At 68.2% G+C, this 18,675-nt stretch carries 17 protein-coding genes; 5 read left to right on the forward strand and 12 right to left on the reverse strand.

What is annotated here, in order from left to right:
- Positions 1-154 precede the first annotated feature (154 nt).
- From MKD38_RS00005 to MKD38_RS00025, 5 genes are all read right to left on the reverse strand, one after another.
- Entirely contained in the window at positions 155-574 is a 420-nt protein-coding gene (locus MKD38_RS00005) for an Hsp20/alpha crystallin family protein (protein WP_252674126.1), read from the reverse strand.
- A 15-nt stretch (positions 575-589) separates the two neighbouring features.
- Positions 590-1,030 (reverse strand): Hsp20/alpha crystallin family protein, encoded by a 441-nt coding sequence (locus MKD38_RS00010; protein ID WP_026163953.1) that lies wholly within the window; start codon positions 1,028-1,030, stop codon positions 590-592.
- 172 nt (positions 1,031-1,202) lie between these two features.
- Positions 1,203-2,282, reverse strand: a complete 1,080-nt coding sequence (locus MKD38_RS00015) for an alpha/beta fold hydrolase (RefSeq protein WP_252674127.1) — start codon at positions 2,280-2,282, stop codon at positions 1,203-1,205.
- A gap of 123 nt (positions 2,283-2,405) precedes the next feature.
- The gene (locus tag MKD38_RS00020) at positions 2,406-2,807 is read right to left on the reverse strand and encodes a hypothetical protein (RefSeq protein WP_252674128.1); all 402 of its coding nucleotides are present in this window, start codon (positions 2,805-2,807) and stop codon (positions 2,406-2,408) included.
- Between the two features lie 456 nt (positions 2,808-3,263).
- Positions 3,264-5,162: a potassium transporter Kup gene (locus MKD38_RS00025; protein WP_252674129.1), complete on the reverse strand. Its 1,899-nt coding sequence runs from the start codon at positions 5,160-5,162 to the stop codon at positions 3,264-3,266.
- Here MKD38_RS00025 and MKD38_RS00030 point away from each other — a divergent pair.
- Positions 5,161-5,304, forward strand: coding sequence for a hypothetical protein (locus tag MKD38_RS00030; RefSeq protein WP_252674130.1), 144 nt, complete (start codon positions 5,161-5,163; stop codon positions 5,302-5,304). The two genes, MKD38_RS00025 and MKD38_RS00030, sit on opposite strands and share 2 nt — an antisense overlap.
- A gap of 179 nt (positions 5,305-5,483) precedes the next feature.
- Here the strand turns inward: MKD38_RS00030 and MKD38_RS00035 are convergent, their stop codons facing one another.
- The 7 genes from MKD38_RS00035 to MKD38_RS00065 form a co-directional block, all read right to left on the reverse strand.
- A complete protein-coding gene (locus MKD38_RS00035) occupies positions 5,484-6,224 on the reverse strand; it encodes an ABC transporter ATP-binding protein (RefSeq protein WP_252674131.1) in 741 nt (246 codons plus the stop codon).
- Positions 6,221-6,991, reverse strand: a complete 771-nt coding sequence (locus tag MKD38_RS00040) for an ABC transporter ATP-binding protein (protein ID WP_252674132.1) — start codon at positions 6,989-6,991, stop codon at positions 6,221-6,223. The genes MKD38_RS00035 and MKD38_RS00040 overlap by 4 nt, the downstream gene beginning before the upstream one ends.
- A complete protein-coding gene (locus MKD38_RS00045) occupies positions 6,988-8,067 on the reverse strand; it encodes a branched-chain amino acid ABC transporter permease (protein WP_252674133.1) in 1,080 nt (359 codons plus the stop codon). The genes MKD38_RS00040 and MKD38_RS00045 overlap by 4 nt, the downstream gene beginning before the upstream one ends.
- Before the next feature lies 1 nt (position 8,068).
- Positions 8,069-8,935, reverse strand: coding sequence for a branched-chain amino acid ABC transporter permease (locus MKD38_RS00050; protein ID WP_025582061.1), 867 nt, complete (start codon positions 8,933-8,935; stop codon positions 8,069-8,071).
- A gap of 100 nt (positions 8,936-9,035) precedes the next feature.
- The gene (locus MKD38_RS00055) at positions 9,036-10,241 is read right to left on the reverse strand and encodes an ABC transporter substrate-binding protein (RefSeq protein ID WP_252674134.1); all 1,206 of its coding nucleotides are present in this window, start codon (positions 10,239-10,241) and stop codon (positions 9,036-9,038) included.
- 121 nt (positions 10,242-10,362) lie between these two features.
- On the reverse strand, positions 10,363-11,193 hold the full coding sequence (locus MKD38_RS00060) for an alpha/beta fold hydrolase (RefSeq protein ID WP_252674135.1): 831 nt from the start codon (positions 11,191-11,193) through the stop codon (positions 10,363-10,365).
- Positions 11,194-11,206: 13 nt separating this feature from the next.
- Positions 11,207-12,820, reverse strand: a complete 1,614-nt coding sequence (locus MKD38_RS00065) for a benzoate-CoA ligase family protein (protein ID WP_252674136.1) — start codon at positions 12,818-12,820, stop codon at positions 11,207-11,209.
- A gap of 286 nt (positions 12,821-13,106) precedes the next feature.
- Here MKD38_RS00065 and MKD38_RS00070 point away from each other — a divergent pair, with 286 nt between their 5' ends.
- The 4 genes from MKD38_RS00070 to boxA all read left to right on the forward strand — a co-directional run bounded on the left by MKD38_RS00070 (position 13,107) and on the right by boxA (position 18,581).
- Complete coding sequence (locus tag MKD38_RS00070; protein ID WP_252674137.1) at positions 13,107-14,054, forward strand: helix-turn-helix transcriptional regulator; 948 nt, start codon at positions 13,107-13,109, stop codon at positions 14,052-14,054.
- 114 nt (positions 14,055-14,168) lie between these two features.
- A complete protein-coding gene (boxC, locus tag MKD38_RS00075) occupies positions 14,169-15,866 on the forward strand; it encodes a 2,3-epoxybenzoyl-CoA dihydrolase (protein ID WP_252674138.1) in 1,698 nt (565 codons plus the stop codon).
- A gap of 32 nt (positions 15,867-15,898) precedes the next feature.
- Entirely contained in the window at positions 15,899-17,323 is a 1,425-nt protein-coding gene (boxB, locus tag MKD38_RS00080; protein ID WP_252674139.1) for a benzoyl-CoA 2,3-epoxidase subunit BoxB, read from the forward strand.
- A 13-nt stretch (positions 17,324-17,336) separates the two neighbouring features.
- Complete coding sequence (gene boxA, locus MKD38_RS00085; RefSeq protein ID WP_252674140.1) at positions 17,337-18,581, forward strand: benzoyl-CoA 2,3-epoxidase subunit BoxA; 1,245 nt, start codon at positions 17,337-17,339, stop codon at positions 18,579-18,581.
- Positions 18,582-18,675 lie beyond the last annotated feature (94 nt).

Here is an 18,675-nt window from a genome sequence, read left to right on the forward strand (position 1 = left end):
GGAGATCGGCATGGAAGCGGCGCTGCGGCGCATCTTCGAAGCCTACCGCCGGCACGTGAGCGACGCGCGCGTGCTGGTCAACCAGGGCTGAGCCCGCCGCGCGTGCAAAGCAAGACGGCGGTGCCATGGCACCGCCGTCTTGCATCGGGCACGCTTAGCCCACCGAGACCTCGATCCGGCGCGGCCGCGCTTCATCGCGGCGCGGGATGGTCAGCTTGAGCACGCCATCCTGCAGGTTGGCCTCGATCCCGGACGCGTCGAGATCGGGACTGAGCGTGAACGTGCGCGCATAGCGCGGCTGCCGTACCTCGGCATGTTGCACGCGCAGGCCCGCCGGCATCGGCAGCACTGCCTCGCCCTCGATGCGCAGGCTGCTGTCGTGCACGTTGACCTCCAGCTTCTCGCGTGGCACCCCCGGCAGGTCCGCCCACAGCGTGACGCCGGCGGCGGTCTCGAAGATGTCGACGGCGGGAATCAGCGTCATGGCCGCCTCATCCCGGCGCTCCGCCACGGCACCGCCCTGCCCGGCCGCATCGGCCTGGTCGCGCTGGACGACTTGATTCGAATCGGTCATGGCTACCTCCTCACATTAGCTGACGGTGATGGCACGCGGGCGCGAGGCCTCGCGCTTGCCGACGCTGATCGACAGGCAGCCGTTGGCATAGCGTGCCTGCACCTTGTCGGGATCGGCCGCCTGCGGCAACTCGATCACACGGCGGAAGCTGCCGGCAAAACGCTCCTGCGCGTAGGGCCGCGCCTCGGCGTCGCCCTCGGGCTGCGTCGCGGCGCGCTCGCCGCTGATGGTCAGCAGGCCCTTGTCCACCGACACCTCGAACTGCTCCGCCTTCAGGCCCGGGGCAAACACCACGATCTCGATGGAGTCGTCGGTGGTGCCGATATTGAGCGGCGGAAACGCACCGAAACGCCCGGAGCGCAGGCTCGACGGAAAGCCGCCGAACAGGCTGGCCATCTGCCGTTGCATCCGGTCGAATTCACTGAACAGGTCAGTCCCGAAAATGAAGTCACTCATGGTTGGATCCTCCTTCTGTGCAGCGGGGAGGCGCACGGACGCCTTGTTTCCCGGCCGCCGGTGCGCCGGCTGGCGGGGAAGCCACAGCGCGTTGCTGCAGCGGCTGGGCAATCCTTAATTAGTGTCCGGGCCGGAGGATTTCAAGAGGGGTTGGTGCAGGCTGCCCGGCGCCTCAGGCACCGGCGCGATCGAAGCCGGCCTTGCGCGCCAGCACAATGGCCTGGCCGCGGTTTTCCACTTCCAGCTTGGCGAAGATGCTGGTGATATGGTTGCGCACGGTCTTCTCGCACAGGTCCAGGTGGGCAGCGATCTGCGCGTTGTCGCGCCCCTGCGCGATCAGTTCGACGATATCGCGCTCGCGGCGCGTGAGCGCGGTAAACGCGGGGGAGCGTGCCGGCTGCGCCGACGGCAGGAACGCACGCACCTCGTCGAGCCAGCGGCGCCACGCCGGCTCGTCCTCCAGCAGCAGGTGGTTGCCGCTTTCCAGCGGCACGAAGCGCGCGCCGGGAATCTCGCTGGCAATCAGGCGGCCTTCATCGAACGGCACGCGCGCGTCGCGCACCGCGTGTAGCACCAGCGTCGGGCACGACACGCGCGGCAGCAGCGCCACCACGTCGATGTCGTTGAACACGCGCATGAAGCGCGCGGCATTCAGCGGCGAGGTCGACACCCGCTCCAGTTCGTTGAACCAGGCATGCTGCTCGGCGGTGCCGCCCGGGATGAACTGGGTGGTGAAGAACTGGCGGAAGGCGGGGTTCTCCTGGCCCCAGCCCAGTTCGGCCAGCTTGTTCATCAGCTCGGCTTCCTCCAGCAGGCGCTGGCTCAGATGGTCGCGCTTCAGGCGCCCGCGCGCGTAGCCGCCGTGCAGCACCAGATGGCTGACCCGCTGCGGATGCGCCACTGCGTAGGCCACGGCGATCGATGCGCCCTGCGAGATACCCAGCAGCGGGAAATGGTCCACGCCGGTGGCGTCGACGATGGTTTCGAGATCGCGCAGCCAGGCATCGAAGGACAGGTCCTCGATGTCGCGATCGGACAGGCCGCAGCCGCGCTCGTCATAGCGGATCAGCGTATGCGTGTCGGACAGCGCCGTGATCATGTGGCTCCACACCGGGCTGCCGACATCGAACTCCAGATGGCTCATCCAGTTGGCCGCCTTGACCAGCGGCGCGCCGCTGCCGGTGATGGCATAGGCCAGCCGCACGCCATCGCGGCTGGTGCACAGGCGGATCTGCTGCTTGAACATCGGCATGTCGGGGCCGCGCGGGCAGGAGCTGCCTGCCGGCGGCCGCGGGCCGCGGCCGCCATGCGGGCGCGCCGCGTGACTTCCCTAGCTTAGGCAAAGGACGGGCGGCGCAAAAGCGCCGCCGCGGGTTCAGGACAGGCATTCCCCGCTACCGCGCGCATCGCTGCGCGCGCCGTCGGTATACGGATCACGAGAGGAGTCGCGCGACCCGCCAAGCGCGCCCTCGGTGAAGACGTCGAAACGCCCCATGCGCGCGCCGTCGGTATAGGGATCCGCCTTGCGCATTCCGTCGTGGCTCACGTCGAAGTCGCGCACCCGGCACACGGAAAGGTTGCCGCGCGCCACCACGGGCAGCAGCACGTTCCCTGCGTCCGGACTGCGCGCGCCCTCGGTAAATGCATCGCGCTGGGCGGCGTGGCGCGGCATGGCGGCGGCCAGCGCTTCGCCATAGGCACCGGCACGGGCCGGCTGGCTCAAGCCGGCGGCGAGTGCGGCAGCGGCAACGAGGGCGTGGGCAAGATTCCTGTGCATTGCAATCTCCAACTGCGGTAGCCGTCGGCAGGTCTGCCGCGGCGGATCCGTCATGCGGGCGAACGACGACAAAACGGCGCGGCTGCACGGGATCGCCCGTGCCGTGCAAGCCATGGCCTGGCGCCGGCCGGCTGCCATCCCATCAGGGCAGCGGCGTGGCGCCGGACTCCGGGTTTCCGGGGGGGTGCTGGGGCAGTCTGGAGGCCGCCGCGCCGATGAGGGAACTGCCGCCAGGCGCGGGGCTGAGACAAGCTAGGGGAGCATTGTCGGACGCGGACCGGCTCGCCGCATGAGGCCACGGTCCCGGATCGGGCTGCCGCATGGCCGTTTTCCGGGACCTGTGCCCCGCCGCGGCGTCGTGGGGTCAAAGCGCGGCCAAAAGAAAAGCCCCCGGGGCGCCTGGCGGCGCAGGCCCGGGGGCTGGCGGAGCGGGCGGCGGGCGCGGCCCGCGCGCGCTCAGATCTCGACCTTGGTGCCCAGTTCGACGACCCGGTTGGCCGGGATCTGGAAGAAGTCCGACGGCTTGGCGCCGTTCTGGTGCATCCACGCGAACAGGCTTTCGCGCCACATCGGCATGCCCGGCAACTTGGACGGGATCACCGATTCGCGGGCAATGAAGAACGAGGTCTCCATCAGCTCGAAATGCATGTCCAGCTTGCGATCGGCCAGGTCCAGCACCTTCTGCACGTCCGGCGTTTCCTTGAAGCCATATTCGGACTTGAGGATGAACACGCCGCCGCCCAGGTCCTTGCAGCTCAGGCGATGGTCGTCGTCGACGTACGGGACGTCGCGCGTGATGAAGTTCAGGAACACCACGCGCTCGTGCAGCACGCGGTTGTGCTTGAGGTTGTGCAGCAGCGAGACCGGCACCGAGTCGGTGTTGCCGGTCAGGAACACCGCGGTGCCCTCGACCCGGTGCGGCGGGTGCGCCAGCAGGCCGGCGATGAACGGCTCGAGCGGGATGCCGTCTTCCAGGCTGCGCGCGCGCAGCAGCTTGCGCCCGCTGTACCACGTCATCAGCAGGAAGAACGCGCTGCTGCCAAGCAGCAGCGGGAACCAGCCGCCCTCGGCGACCTTGAGCAGGTTGGCCGCGAAGAATGACAGGTCGACCACCAGGAAGGCCGCGCCCAGCACCGCGACCAGCGCCGGGTTCCATTTCCAGACGTTGCGCATGCACACCGTCGCCAGGATGGTGGTGATGACCATGGTGGTGGTCACCGCGATGCCATAGGCCGCCGCCAGGTTCTCCGACTTCTTGAACGAGATCACCACGCCGAACACCAGCGCCAGCAGCATCCAGTTGACCACCGGCAGGTAGATCTGGCCGATCTCGGCCGCCGAGGTGTAGCGCACGCGCATGCGCGGCAGGAAGCCCAGCTGGATCGCCTGGCTGGTCAGCGAGTACGCGCCCGAGATCACCGCCTGCGAGGCGATCACGGTGGCGCAGGTGGCCAGCAGCACCATCGGGATCAGCAACAGCTCCGGCACCATCAGGTAGAACGGGTTCTCGGCGCCGGCCGGATTGTTCAGCAGCATCGCGCCCTGACCAAAGTAGTTCAGCATCAGGCACGGCATCACCAGGATGAACCAGCCGATGCGGATGGGGCGCGCGCCGAAGTGGCCCATGTCGACATACAAGGCCTCGGCCCCGGTCAGCACCAGGAACACCGAGCCGAGCACGATGAACGCCTGCAGCGAGTGCTCGACCAGGAAGGTGATGCCGTAGTAGGGATTCACTGCCTTCAGGATCTCCGGCGCCTGCACCAGGTTGTAGACGCCCAATGCGCCCAGCGCGAGGAACCACGCCAACATCACCGGTCCGAACAGCTTGCCCACCGCCGCGGTGCCGTGGCGCTGGATCAGAAACAGCGCGGCCAGGATCACCAGCGTGATCGGTATCACGAATTGCGACAACTGCGGCGCGGCGATCTCCAGCCCTTCCACCGCCGACAGCACCGAGATCGCCGGCGTGATCACCGCGTCGCCGTAGAACATGCAGGCGCCGAAGATACCCAGCATCATCAGCACTTTGGCCTTGCCGGAGCGCGGCGCCACGGTGCGCAGCACCAGCGCCATCAACGCCAGCACGCCACCCTCGCCGTCGTTGTCGGCCCGCATCACGAACACCACGTACTTGATCGAGACCACGATGATCATGGCCCAGAACAGCATGGAGATCACGCCCAGCACGGCGTCCGTGCTGAAGGCAATGCCGTGCTCCTTGCTGAAGCATTCCTTGAGGGCGTAGAGCGGGCTGGTGCCGATGTCGCCGAAGACGACGCCTACCGCGCCGAGCACCAGCGCGCGCGTGCTGGGGCTCTCGACAAAATAGTGGCTGGTTGTGGATTGGGTCATGAAGTTGGGTCTGCTCGACCGGAGCGCCGGCAGGTTTGTTGGCTCTGCCGCGGCCGGTCCGATCCGGCGCAACAGTTTGCTGCGCGCGGGGCCGGTGCTGGTTGCGGTTCTTATTGCATTGCACAAACGCGCGCAATTCTAGTTGAACTGTCGACTATCGACCACTGCGGCAATAAGGGATGCCGCTTTCGTGACTTCGCAAGAATGGGAGGGAAGTGGCGGATGGTCAAGCCCCGCCGGAGCAAAACAGCGACACCTTGCGCCCGCAAGTGCCGTTGCGGCAGGACAACAATAGTGAACTACACGTCACCCGCAGTCGGCTCAGACGCCGAGATAGCGGTCCAGCGCTTCCGGCTTGCCGGCCAGGTCCGAGGCGGGACCGGACAACACCACCCGGCCCTTTTCCAGCACCACGGCACGGTCGGCATGGGCCAGCACCGAACGGAAATTGCGGTCGACCACCACCGACGCGATGCCGGTGCTGCGCACCGTGGCGATCACCGCCCAGATCTCGCGCACGATGCGCGGCGCCAGTCCTTCGGTGGCCTCGTCCAGCACCAGGCAGTCCGGATTGGTCATCAGCGCGCGGCCGATCGACAGCATCTGCTGCTCGCCGCCGGACAGCTGCTGGCCCCCATGGGACAGGCGTTCCTTCAGGCGCGGGAACAGATCGAGCACGCGCGCCTCGTCCCAGTCGTTGCGGCCGTGGCAGCCCTTGCGCGCCGCCATCAGCAGATTCTCGCGCACCGACAGGCTCGGGAAGATGCCGCGCCCCTCCGGCACGTAGGCCACGCCGAGGCGTGCCACCTCGAACGGCTGCGCGCGCGAGACCTCGCGGCCGGCCACCAGGATGCGGCCCTGGCGCTGGCGCACATGGCCCAGCAGCGTGCGCAACAGCGTGCTCTTGCCCATGCCATTGCGCCCCAGCAGCCCGACCGTCTCGCCCGCGCCGACGGTGAAGTCGATGTCGCGCAGCACATGGCTGGAGCCATACCAGGCGTTGATGCCGGTGGCCTCGATCATCGGCGTGGCGGGGGCCGCCGCGGGGTTCTGCTGGTTCATGCGGCCTCGTCCTCTTCCTCGCCCAGGTAGGCGACCTGGACTTCGTGGTTGGTGCGGATCGCCTCGGGGCTGCCGGTGGCGATCACGGCGCCGTTGACCATCACGGTGATGCGGTCGGCAACCGAGAACACCGCGTCCATGTCGTGCTCCACCAGCAGGATGGCGTGGCCTTCGCGCAGGCCGCGCAGCAGTGCCAGCATCCGGGCCGATTCTTCCGCGCCCATGCCGGCCAGCGGCTCGTCCAGCAGCAGCGCGACCGGCTGCGTGGCCAGGCACATCGCCACCTCCAGCTGGCGCTTCTGCCCGTGCGCAAGGTCGCTGGCGCGCCGGTCAGCCAGGTGCTCCAGCCCGGCCCGCTCCATGGCCTCGTCGGCCAGCGTCGCGGCGGTGCGGCAGCCCTGGGCGCTTTCCCACAGCCGCCAGGCGCGCTGGGCGCGCGACTGCGCCGCCAGCCGGCAGTTCTCGCGCACCGTCAGCGGCAGGAAGATGTTGTTGCGCTGGTAGCTGCGCCCCACTCCATGGCGCGCCAGCCGCGGCTGCGACCAGCCGGTCACGTCCTCGCCCTTCAGGCGCAGCCGGCCCGAGGAAGGCGGCAGTTCGCCGGACAGCATATTGATCAGGGTCGACTTGCCGGCGCCATTGGTGCCGATCACGGCGTGGATCTCATGCAGCGCCAGCGTCAGGTCGACCCCCGCCACGGCGGTCAGGCCGCCGAAGCGCCGGGTCAGCTGCTGCGCCTCGAGGATGGGGGTGGCGGGCGCGTTCATGCGGCCTCCGTATGGCTGCGCGGCTCCGCCGCGGCTTCGTCGGTGCCGGAGCCGGCATCGCCATTGCGGCGGCGCCGGCGCCCGTGCCGCAGCACCGACGGCAGGCTGACCAGCCCGCGCGGCAGCAGCGCCACCGCGACAATGATGAAGCCGCCCATCAGCAGCTGCCAGTGCTTGGTCAGCGTACTGAACCACTCGGCCAGCAGCACGAACGAGAACGCGCCCAGCACCGCGCCGGCGAGGCTGCCGACGCCGCCCAGGATCACCATCAGCATGGCGTTGCCCGACTGGTGCCACGACGCGATCTCCGGATTGACGAAGCCGAACTGGATCGCATAGAGAAACCCGGCCAGCCCTGCCAGCAGCCCGCCCGCGACAAAGGCGCTAAGCTGGTAGCGGTAGGTGGCATAGCCGGCCGCGCGCATGCGCTGCTCGTTGTGGCGGATGCCGACCAGCGCGTGGCCGAAGCGCGAGCGCAGCACCAGCATCAGCACCGCGACCGTCGCCACCAGCCCCAGCCACACCAGCCAGTAGAAATGCATGGGGTCGTTCACCGTCAGCAGGTGCTCGCCGGGCACGGGGAATTCCGGGCGGAAGTAGATATAGGTGCCGTCGCTGCCGCCCGCGACCTTGGTGTCGTGGAACACGAAGTACACCATCTGCGCGAACGCCAGCGTCACCATGATGAAATACACGCCGCGCGTGCGCAGCACCAGTGCTCCCACCACCAGCGCCAGCGCGGCCGATGCCGCCAGCGCGCCGGCCAGCAGCACCCAGCCGTTGCCGGGCCCGCTCTGCGGCGCCAGCATGGCGGTGGCATAGGCGGCCATGGCGAAGTAGGCGGCGTGGCCCAGGCTGACCAGCCCGGTGTAGCCGATCAGCAACTGCAGCGACAGCGCGAAGATCGCCATGATCATCACCTTGCTGAGCAGCTCGATATAGAACTTGTGGCTGTCCGCGGTCAGCAGCAGCGGCAGCCCGGCCAGCACCGCGAAGGCCACCACCCAGCCCAGCGCGGTGGCGAGCGTGGCGTTGCGCGCAGCGCGCCGGCGCGTCGGCAATGTCGTCGGATTCATGTCATCCCGCCTTGAACAGCCCCTGCGGCTTCCACAGCAGGATCACCGCCATCAGCAGGTAGATCAGCACGCCGGCTGCCTCCTGCCAGAACACCTTGCCGAAGGTATCGACAAAGCCCAGCAACAGCGACGCCACCAGTGCGCCCTTGACCGAGCCGATGCCGCCGATCACCACCACCACGAAACAGACGATCAGCACCTGCGCCCCCATGCCGGGATAGACCGACGACACCGGCGCGGCGATCATGCCGGCCAGCACCGCCAGCGCCACGCCGAGCGCGAAGACAAAGCGGTAGAGCACGGTGATATTGATGCCGAGCGACTGCACCATCTCGCGGTTGGTGGCGCCGGCGCGGATCATCATGCCCAGCCGCGTGCGCCGGATCACGTAGTACATCGCCAGCGCCACTACCAGGCAGATGGCGGAGATGAACAGCCGGTACACCGGATACGTCATGTCGTTGCCGATCGGCAGCGCGCCGTCGAGCAGCGCCGGCACCTGCACGCCGTGCACGTCGTCGCCGACCAGGATGCTGCGCAGCTCCTCGAACACCAGGATCAGGCCATAGGTCATCAGCACTTGCTGCAGGTGGTCGCGCTCGTACAGGTAGCTGAAGAAGGCCCACTCCAGCACATAGCCGAACGCCACCGCCAGCACGATGCCGAGCGGAATGGCGATGAACAGGTTGCCGGTCAGGCCGGCCAGCGTGAAGGCCAGGTAGGCGCCCAGCATGTAGAAGCTGCCGTGCGCCAGGTTGATCACGCCCATGATGCCGAAGATCAGCGTCAGGCCGCTGGCGACCAGGAACAGCAGCAGGCCGTACTGGACGCTGTTCAGGCATTGGATGAGGAAGGAGACGATGTCCATGCGGGCAATACATCAAGGAACCGATAGCCACGCACGCTGGTGGCAAGCTCTCCTCTCCCGCGAGCGGGAGAGGGGAGAAAACACGCGGGTGTTAAAGCGCTTACAGCCGGCAGCCGCGCGCCGGATCGGCCAGCGCCTTCACCGCCACGGAACTGACCTTGTTCTCGCGCCCGTCCACCTTGCGCAGGTAGAAGTCCTGCACCGGGTTGTGCGCCTTGGACAGCGTGAAGGTGCCGCGCGGGCTGTCGATCCTGGCCGCGCCCATGGCCTTGTACAGGTCGGCCTTGCGCGTCATGTCCCCCTTGACCGCGGTGGCACCGGCCGCGAGCAACTGTGCCGCGTCATAGCCCTGCACCGCATAGACATCGGGCTGCAGCTTGAAGGCCTTGGCGTAGTCCAGCCGGAAGTTCTTGTCGCGCGCATTGGTCAGGCCGTCGGCATAGTGCAGCGTGGTCTCCAGCCCCTGCGCGGCGTTGCCCTGCGCCTCGAGCGTGCCGTCGGTCAGGAAGCCCGAGCCATACAGCGGGATCTTGTCCTTCAGCCCCGCCGCGGCCCAGTCCTTGACGAACTTGACCGCGCCGCCGCCGGCAAAGAACACGAACACGGCATCGGGCTTGAGCGAGGCCACTTCGGTGATCAGCGCCTGGAATTCGACATTGGGGAACGGCAGGCTAAGCTCCTTCACCACCTTGCCGCCCTTGGCCTCGAACGCTTCCTTGAAGCCCTTGACCGACTGCTCGCCGGCGGCGTATTTCCAGGTCAGCGTCACCACCTTCTTCAGGCCGCGCTCGCCCAGCACCTGGCCCATCGCATAGCCCGGCTGCCAATTCGAGAACGAGGTGCGGAAAATGTTGGGCCCGCACAGCGGCCCGGTGGCCTCGTCGACGCCGGCGTTGGGAATGATCAGCAGCGTGTTGTTTTCCTTGGCCACCTTGACGATGCCCATCTGCACGCCGGAATGCACCGTGCCGACCACCACGTCGACCTGGTCGCGCTTGACCAGCTTGGTGGCGTTCTCCGGCGCCTTGGCCGGATCGGACTCGTCATCGACCTTGAAGTACTCGATCTCGCGTCCGCCCAGCTTGCCGCCCTGCTGCTGCACGTACATGCGGAAGCCGTTCTCGATGGCGTTGCCCAGCGCGGCATAGGTGCCGGTGTACGGCAGCATGAAGCCGACCTTGATCTTGCCGCCGGCGGGGGCGCCGGCCGCGGGGGCCGCGGTCTGCGCGGAAGCGCCGGCCATGGCAAAGACGGTGGCGACGGCAAGGCAGGCAGGCGCAAGCCTGCGCGATGGGAAGCGACGCATGGTGTCTCCTGGTGGTCAAGCCGGTTGGCTCGCTGGACCGTTGCCGGTCACCCTGCCCTTGCCACGGTGCCGCCGGCGCATCTGGCACCGCGAACCCCTGCGCAATCGGCGGGAAGCCGAATTATTTTAGGTTTGAAGTATATGCGTTTATATGCTGAACCGCAGCCAGCGTCAACGGATCTTTTTGGTCGCGATGGGGCGAATGTCCGCATCGCGCGAGTTTAAGCAAGGTGGTCTGGGGGGCATATCGATGGATACCCTCGATCTGCGCCATGGTGCCGTACTCGTCGTCCTCGCCCTGCACCGCCAGCACCGGGCATTGGATGCCGGACAGCAGCGGCCGCAGGTCCCAGCGGCGGAATTCCGGGTCAAGCCAGATATCGTTCCAGCCCCAGAACGCGGAATCGACATCGGCATGGTGGCGTGCCAGCCGCTCGCGCAGGTCGGTTTCGAGGTAGGCCTGGCGCGTCGCCGCGATGCTTTGCACCGACAGGTCTTCGACCACGATATGCGGCGCCAGCACGGTGATGCCCGCCACTGCACGCGGAAAGCTGGCAGCGTGGATCAGCGCGATCGAGCCGCCGTCGCTGTGGCCGAGCAGCCAGGGCGTGCCGTGCGCGCGTCCGGGCCCGATCTCCAGGGCATCGAACAGCGCGGGCAGCGCCTCGCGCGCCTGCCGGTGCATGAAATCGGGGCGCCACTTCTCGTCGTGCGGCCGCGGCGAGGAGCGACCGTAGCCGTAGCGGGAAAACACCAGCCCGCGGTAATTGCCGGCCTCGCAGAAGTCCAGTGGAAAGTCGCGCCACATGCTGACCGAGCCGAGGCCCTCGTGCAGGAACACCACCAGCGGGCGCTGCGCGCGCTCCGGGCGCAGCCACTGGTACTCGATCTGGATACGGCGGTTGTCGAACGGGATCTCGACCAGGCTGCCGGGCATGGACATTGGTTGCATCGGTTAAGGAAGTTCAGCCGCGCGCGGCCTGCTCGCGCTGGCGCAGGCGGAAGCGCTGTATCTTGCCGGTCGCGGTCTTGGGCAGCTCCGGCACGCATTCGATCAGGCGCGGGTATTTGTACGGCGCCAGGCGCGACTTGATAAAGGCCTGCAGTTCCGCCGCCATGCCGTCGTGCCATTGCTGGCCGGGGCGCAGCACCACGAAGGCCTTGGGCTTGACCAGTTCGTCGGCATCGGTCACGCCGATCACCGCCGCTTCCAGCACGGCCGGATGCTGCGCCAGCGCGGCCTCGACCTCGAACGGCGAGACGTAGATGCCGCCGACCTTGAGCATGTCGTCGCTGCGGCCGGCGTAGGTGTAATAGCCGTCCGCATCGCGCAGGTACTTGTCGCCGCTGCGGGTCCAGGCGCCGACAAAGGTCTCGCGGCTCTTGTCGCGATTGCACCAGTACATCAGCGCGGCGCTCGGGCCCTTGATGTAGAGCTCGCCGATCTCGCCCGCGGCGCAGGGCTGGCCCTGCTCGTCGAGCAGCCTGATTTCGTAGCCGGGGACCGGCACGCCGGTGGTGCCGTAGCGCACCGCCCCCGGCCGGTTCGACAGGAAGATGTGCAGCATCTCGGTGGAGCCGATGCCGTCGAGGATGTCGCAGCCGAAATGCGCCAGGAAGCGTTCGCCGATATCGCGCGGCAGCGCCTCGCCGGCCGAGGTGCATACGCGCAGGGCCACCTGCGCGCGCGGCGGCAGCTCGGGCGCGGCCAGCATGCCGGCGAACAGCGTCGGCACGCCGCAGAACACCGTCGGCTTGTGCTCGCACAGCCGTTTGAACACGGCCGCGGGCGTGGGCCGTTCGGCCATCAGCACGGTGGTGGCGCCGACCGACATCGGGAAGGTCAACGCGTTGCCCAGCCCGTAGGCAAAGAACAGCTTGGCCGCGGAGAACACCACGTCGTCCTCGCGGATGCCCAGCACTTGCCGTGCATAGAGGTCGGCGGTATGGAACAGGTTGGCGTGGGTATGCACGGTGCCCTTGGGCCGGCCGGTCGAGCCGGACGAGTACAGCCAGAACGCCATGTCGTCGGGCCCGGTGCTGGCAGTCGGCACCGGTGTGCGCGTGCGCGCCAGCATCGCGCCGACACTGCAGGATGGCGCGGCGCCGGCGTGCGGCGCGGCCTGGATCACGGTCGGCGACAGCCCGCTCTTGTCGATCGCGGCCTGCATCACCGGCAGCAGCGGCTCGGACACCACCACCGCGCGCGCGCCGCTGTGTTCAAGCATGTAGGCGTAGTCGTCGGCGGTCAGCAAGGTATTGACCGCCACCGGCACCACGCCCGCCAGCAGGCAGCCGAGGAACACCACCGGAAAATCGACCGTATCCAGCGCGCACAGCAACAAGCGCTCTTCCTGGCGCAAGCCGGCCGCGCGCAGCGCGCCGGCGAAGCGGCGGGCCCGGTCGTCGAGTTCGGCGTAGGTCAGCGCGGTGGTGTCGTCGCGATAAGCAGTCTTGCCGCCGCGGCCGGCCGCGAGGTTGCGCGACAGCAGGTCGTCGGCGGCGTTATAGCGTGACGGCAGCGCCGCTGCGGCACTGGCGGTGCCGTCGGAGGCCGCGGCAGGGTTGGGGGGCGTCATGTCTGCACTCCTTGGTCTCGCGCAGCGCGGGCCGCCGCGGCGCGGCAGGCGCGCGACGGCGCCAGGCCAGTCGCTGTTGTCGGGACCGGCCGGGTCGCAGCCGGGATCCGCTTGTTGATGCATTTTATTTCACATCAACTATTATGCAACCAAGGGAATGCACTATAGGACAGGGTTCGCGCTGGCAGCCGCCTGCGGCACCACTTGGGGCGACCCCGCTGAACGTATAATGCGCCCCTGCTTTTGCCCGCGCCTTCCTTTGGCCGCACCAACCCCGACCGACACCATGCGCCGCGATTCCGCACCGCTGCCCGCCGCCAGCGCCGCCGAGGCCGACACCCCTGCCGCGCCCGCTGCCAACGCCGAACGCGACCCCTACCTGACCCGGCTGGGCGAACGCATCCGTTCGCTGCGCGCCTCGCGCGGCATGTCGCGCAAGGACCTGGCGCGCGGCGCGGCCGTGTCCGAACGCTATCTGGCCAACCTGGAAACCGGCACCGGCAATGCCTCGGTGCTGCTGCTGCGGCAGGTGGCGCGCGCGCTCGATGTGCCGCTGCCGGTGGTGCTGGCCGAGGTGGACACCCTCAACGGCCAGCAGGCGTCCGAGTTCGCGCAGATGGTCCAGTGGCTGGCACAACTGCCCGCCGGCGACCTCGCGCGCGTGCGCGAAGCCTGCCGCCATGCGCTGGCGCCGGAGCCGTCCGGCGATGCGCGCCACCGCCGCATCGCGCTGATCGGCCTGCGCGGCGCCGGCAAGTCGACGCTCGGGCGCGCGCTCGCCGCAGTGCGCGACGTGCCCTTCGTCGAACTGAATACCGTGATCGAGCAGGAAGCGGGCGCCAGCCTGTCCGAGATCCACTCGCTGTACGGCCAGGCCGCCTATCGCCGCTACGAAATGCGCGCGCTGGAGCGGACCCTGCGCGAACACGACCGCATGGTGCTGGCCACCCCCGGCAGCCTGGTGTCGGAACCGGCCACCTTCAACCTGCTGCTGGCGCAGTGCTACACCATCTGGGTGCGCACCTCGCCCGAAGAACACATGGCGCGCGTGGTGGCCCAGGGCGACATGCGGCCGATGGAAGGCAACCGCGAGGCCATGGCCGACCTGCGCCGCATCCTCGAAGCGCGCGCGCCGCTGTATGACCGGGCCGACCTGTCGATCGACACCAGCGGCCAGGACGCCGCGACCTCGCTGCAGCAACTGCGCGCCCAGCTGCAGGCCGCGGGCGCCTGAGCCCGCCCCAGCGCGCGCCCCGGAGCGCGCCGACAAAGACGTTGCACCGGCCGTATCCATGCACTATATTTCATCAAAAGCCGCAAGGCACGATAGTGCACTCTGGAGACAGCCATGTCCACGCCGGCAATCGCCCCGCACCACCCCGTCCAGGCAGACGCGCCCGCGCCGGTCACGTTCGAGCGCCATCCCGACCAGTACCGCCACTGGAAGCTGAGCTTCAACGGCCCCATCGCCACGCTGGCGCTGGATGTCGATGAGGAAGGCGGCTTGCGTCCGGGCTATGCGCTCAAGCTCAATTCCTACGACCTCGGCGTCGACATCGAACTGCACGACGCGCTGCAGCGCATCCGCTTCGAGCACCCGGAGGTCCGCACCGTGGTGCTCACCAGCGCGCGCGAGCGCATCTTCTGCTCGGGCGCCAATATCTTCATGCTGGGGCAGTCGTCGCATGCGTGGAAGGTCAACTTCTGCAAGTTCACCAACGAGACCCGCAATGCCATCGAGGACGCCAGCCGGCACTCGGGGCTGAAGTTCATCGCCGCCTGCAACGGCACCACCGCCGGCGGCGGCTACGAGCTGGCGCTTGCGTGCGACGAGATCGTGCTGGTCGACGACCGCTCGTCCGCGGTGAGCCTGCCCGAGGTGCCGCTGCTGGGGGTGCTGCCCGGCACCGGTGGCCTCACCCGCGTAACCGACAAGCGCCATGTGCGTCGCGACCACGCCGACATCTTCTGCACCACCACCGAAGGCGTGCGCGGCCAGCGCGCCAGGGACTGGAAGCTGGTCGACGAAGTGGTCAAGCCGGCGCGCTTCGCCGAATACGTGGCCGAGCGCGCCGCGGCGCTGGCCGCCACCAGCGACCGTCCGCAAGGCCACCACGGCATCACCCTGACGCCGCTATCGCGCGCCGTGGAGCCGGACGGCTATCGCTACGAGACCGTGCGCGTGCATGTCGATGCCAACGCGCGCAAGGCCACGCTGACCGTGTTCGGCCCCGACAAGCACCAGCCCGCCGACCTGGCCGGCGTGGTCGCGGCGGGCGCGCAATGGTGGCCGCTGAAGATGGCGCGCGAACTCGACGACGCCATCCTGACGCTGCGCACCAACCATCTCGACATCGGCATCTGGGTGCTGAAGACCGATGGCGACCCGGCCGCGGTGATGGCGGCCGATGCCCTGCTGCAGGCGCACGCCGGCCACTGGTTCGTGCGCGAGACGCTGGGCATGCTGCGCCGCACGCTGGCGCGGCTGGACGTGTCGTCGCGCAGCCTGATCGCGCTGATCGAGCCCGATTCCTGCTTTGCCGGCACGCTGCTGGAACTGGCGCTGGCCGCCGACCGCAGCTACATGCTGCACCTGCCCGACGCCCCCGACGACGCGCCCCGCGTGTTCGTCTCGCCGCTCAATTTCGGCCACTACCCCATGCCCAACGGCCAGACCCGGCTGGCTGCGCGCTTCTACGGCGACGAGGCCGCGCTGGGCCCGGTGCGCGACCATATCGGCGCGCCGCTGGATGCGCTCAGCGCCGATTCGCTCGGCCTGATCACCGCGGCGCCGGACGATATCGACTGGGAAGACGAGATCCGCATCGCGCTGGAAGAGCGCGCCAGCCTGTCGCCGGATGCGCTCACCGGCATGGAAGCCAACCTGCGCTTCGGCGGCGCCGAGACCATGGAGACCCGCATCTTCGGCCGGCTCACCGCCTGGCAGAACTGGATCTTCCAGCGCCCCAACGCCGTCGGCGAGAACGGCGCGCTGAAGGTCTTCGGCAGCGGCAACAAGGCCCGCTTCGACTGGGACCGCGTCTAGCGCGCCCGCCAGGACCACACAGGAGACCGCCCGTGAGCATCGACTACAGCCAGAAGATCCCCAACAACGTCAACCTGTCCGACGACCGCGCGCTGCAGCGCGCGCTGGAGCACTGGCAGCCGGCCTTTCTCGACTGGTGGCGCGACATGGGACCCGATGGCTCGCACGACTTCGAGGTGTACCTGCGCACCGCGGTGTCGATCGATCCCTCCGGCTGGGCGCATTTCGACCACGTCAGGATGCCCGACTATCGTTGGGGCATCTTCCTGCAGCCGGCCGATCCCGAGCGCCGCATCCACTTCGGCGAGCACAAGGGCGAGGCCGCGTGGCAGGAGGTGCCGGGCGAGCATCGCGCCAACCTGCGCCGCATCATCGTGACCCAGGGTGACACCGAGCCCGCCTCGGTCGAGCAGCAGCGCCACCTCGGCCTGACCGCGCCCAGCCTGTACGATCTGCGCAACCTGTTCCAGGTCAACGTTGAAGAAGGCCGCCACCTGTGGGCGATGGTGTACCTGCTGCACCGCTATTTCGGCCGCGACGGCCGCGAGGAAGCCGAGGCGCTGCTGGAGCGCCGCTCGGGCGACCAGGACAACCCGCGCATCCTCGGCGCCTTCAACGAACGCACGCCGGACTGGCTGTCGTTCTTCATGTTCACGTACTTCACCGACCGCGACGGCAAGTTCCAGCTGTGCGCGCTGGCCGAGTCCGGCTTCGATCCGCTGGCGCGCACCACGCGCTTTATGCTGACCGAGGAAGCGCACCACATGTTCGTCGGCGAATCCGGCGTATCGCGCGTGATCCAGCGCACCTGCGAGGTCATGCGCGAGCGCGGCATCGAAGACCCGGCCGAAATACGCGCCGCCGGCGTGATCGACCTGCCGACCATCCAGCGCTACCTGAACTTCCACTACAGCGTCACCATCGACCTGTTCGGCGCCGACCAGTCGTCGAACGCCGCCACCTTCTACAGCGCGGGCCTGAAGGGACGCTTCGAGGAAGGCAAGCGCGCCGACGACCATGTGCTCAAGAACGATGTCTACCGCGTGCCGGAAGTGCGCGACGGCCGCCTCGGCGAGCGCGAGGTGCCGATGCTCAACGCGCTCAACGAAGTGCTGCGCGACGACTACATCAAGGACAGCATGGGCGGCGTGGCGCGCTGGAACAAGGTCATCGAGAAGGCCGGCATCCCGTTCCGGCTGACCGTGCCGCACAAGGCCTTCAACCGCAAGATCGGCACGCTGGCCAACGTCCATGTCTCGCCGGACGGCAGGCTGATATCGCCAGCCGAATGGAAGGCTCACGAACGCGACTGGCTGGCAACCGACGAAGACCGCGCCTTCGTCGCCTCGCTGATGGGCCGCGTCATCGAGCCTGGCAAGTATGCGAACTGGATCGCCCCACCGGCGGTGGGCATCAACCGCCAGCCAATGGATTTCGAATACGTGCGCTTCAACTGAAACCCGACACGCCATGGGCGCCCCCGACATCATCAAGCAGCACCTGATCGATCCGGAAATCTGCATTCGCTGCAACACTTGCGAAGACACCTGTCCGATCGATGCCATCACCCATGACGACCGCAACTACGTGGTCCGGGCCGACGTGTGCAACGGCTGCAACGCCTGCCTGTCGCCGTGCCCGACCGGCGCCATCGACAACTGGCGCACCATGCTGCGCGGCCAGGCCTACCCGATCGAGGCACAGCTGCTGTGGGACGAGTTGCCGGCCGAGGTGCCGTTGCCGGATCTGGACAGCGCCGATCAGGCCGCGCCGGCCACCGCCGGCAGCGGCACCACCGCGCCCGACGACGCCGCGATCCAGTCGGTCGAGACCAGCCGCCACACCTCGCCGCGCGCGCCATGGTCGGCCGCCCATCCCTATGTGAACCTGCACGGCGTGCGCGCGCCGGTGACCGCCACCGTGGCCGGCAACTACCGGCTTACCGCCGCCGACGCGTCCAGCGATATCCACCATATCGTGCTGGATCTCGGCACCCACTTCTTCCCGATCCTGGAGGGCCAGTCGATCGGCATCGTCCCGCCGGGCACCGATGCCGCGGGCAAGCCGCATTACATCCGCATGTATTCGGTCGCCAGCCCGCGCGACGGCGAGCGCCCGGGCTATAACAACCTCGCGCTGACGGTCAAGCGGGTCGAGCAGGACCACGACGGCAAGCCGGTGCTTGGCGTGGCGTCGAACTACCTGTGCGACCTGGCCAAGGGCGACACGGTGCAGGTGGTGGGCCCGTTCGGCGCGACCTTCCTGATGCCCAACCACGCCGAGGCCAGCGTGATGATGATCTGCACCGGCACCGGGTCGGCCCCGATGCGCGCCATGACCGAGCGCATGCGCCGCAACCTGGCGCAATTCAGCGGGCGCCGGCTGCTGTTCTTCGGCGCGCGCAATGCCGCCGAACTGCCTTACTTCGGCCCGCTGCTGAAGCTGCCCAGGGATTTCCTCGACATCCACTTCGCCTTCTCGCGCGACCCGGCCACGCCGCGCCGCTATGTCCAGGACGCGATCCGCGAAGCCGCCGACAGCGTTGCCGCGCTGCTGGGCGACGCCAACGGCCATGTCTATATCTGCGGCCTGAAGGGCATGGAGGAAGGCGTGCTGGCCGCATTTGAAACGGTCTGCGCCGGCGCCGGTCTTAACTGGAAGGCGCTGGAAACCAACATGAAGGCCGAAGGACGGCTGCATATCGAAACCTACTAGCCGCGCCTCCGAGACGGGCGCGCCGCGTCATAGGCTGGAATCTTCGAGCAGCCCCTTCCCTTCTGAAATTCATCGCCTATAATCTTTCTGAAGA

This window comes from Cupriavidus sp. WGlv3, from assembly GCF_023952475.1.
In the GTDB taxonomy this organism is placed as follows: domain Bacteria; phylum Pseudomonadota; class Gammaproteobacteria; order Burkholderiales; family Burkholderiaceae; genus Cupriavidus; species Cupriavidus phytorum.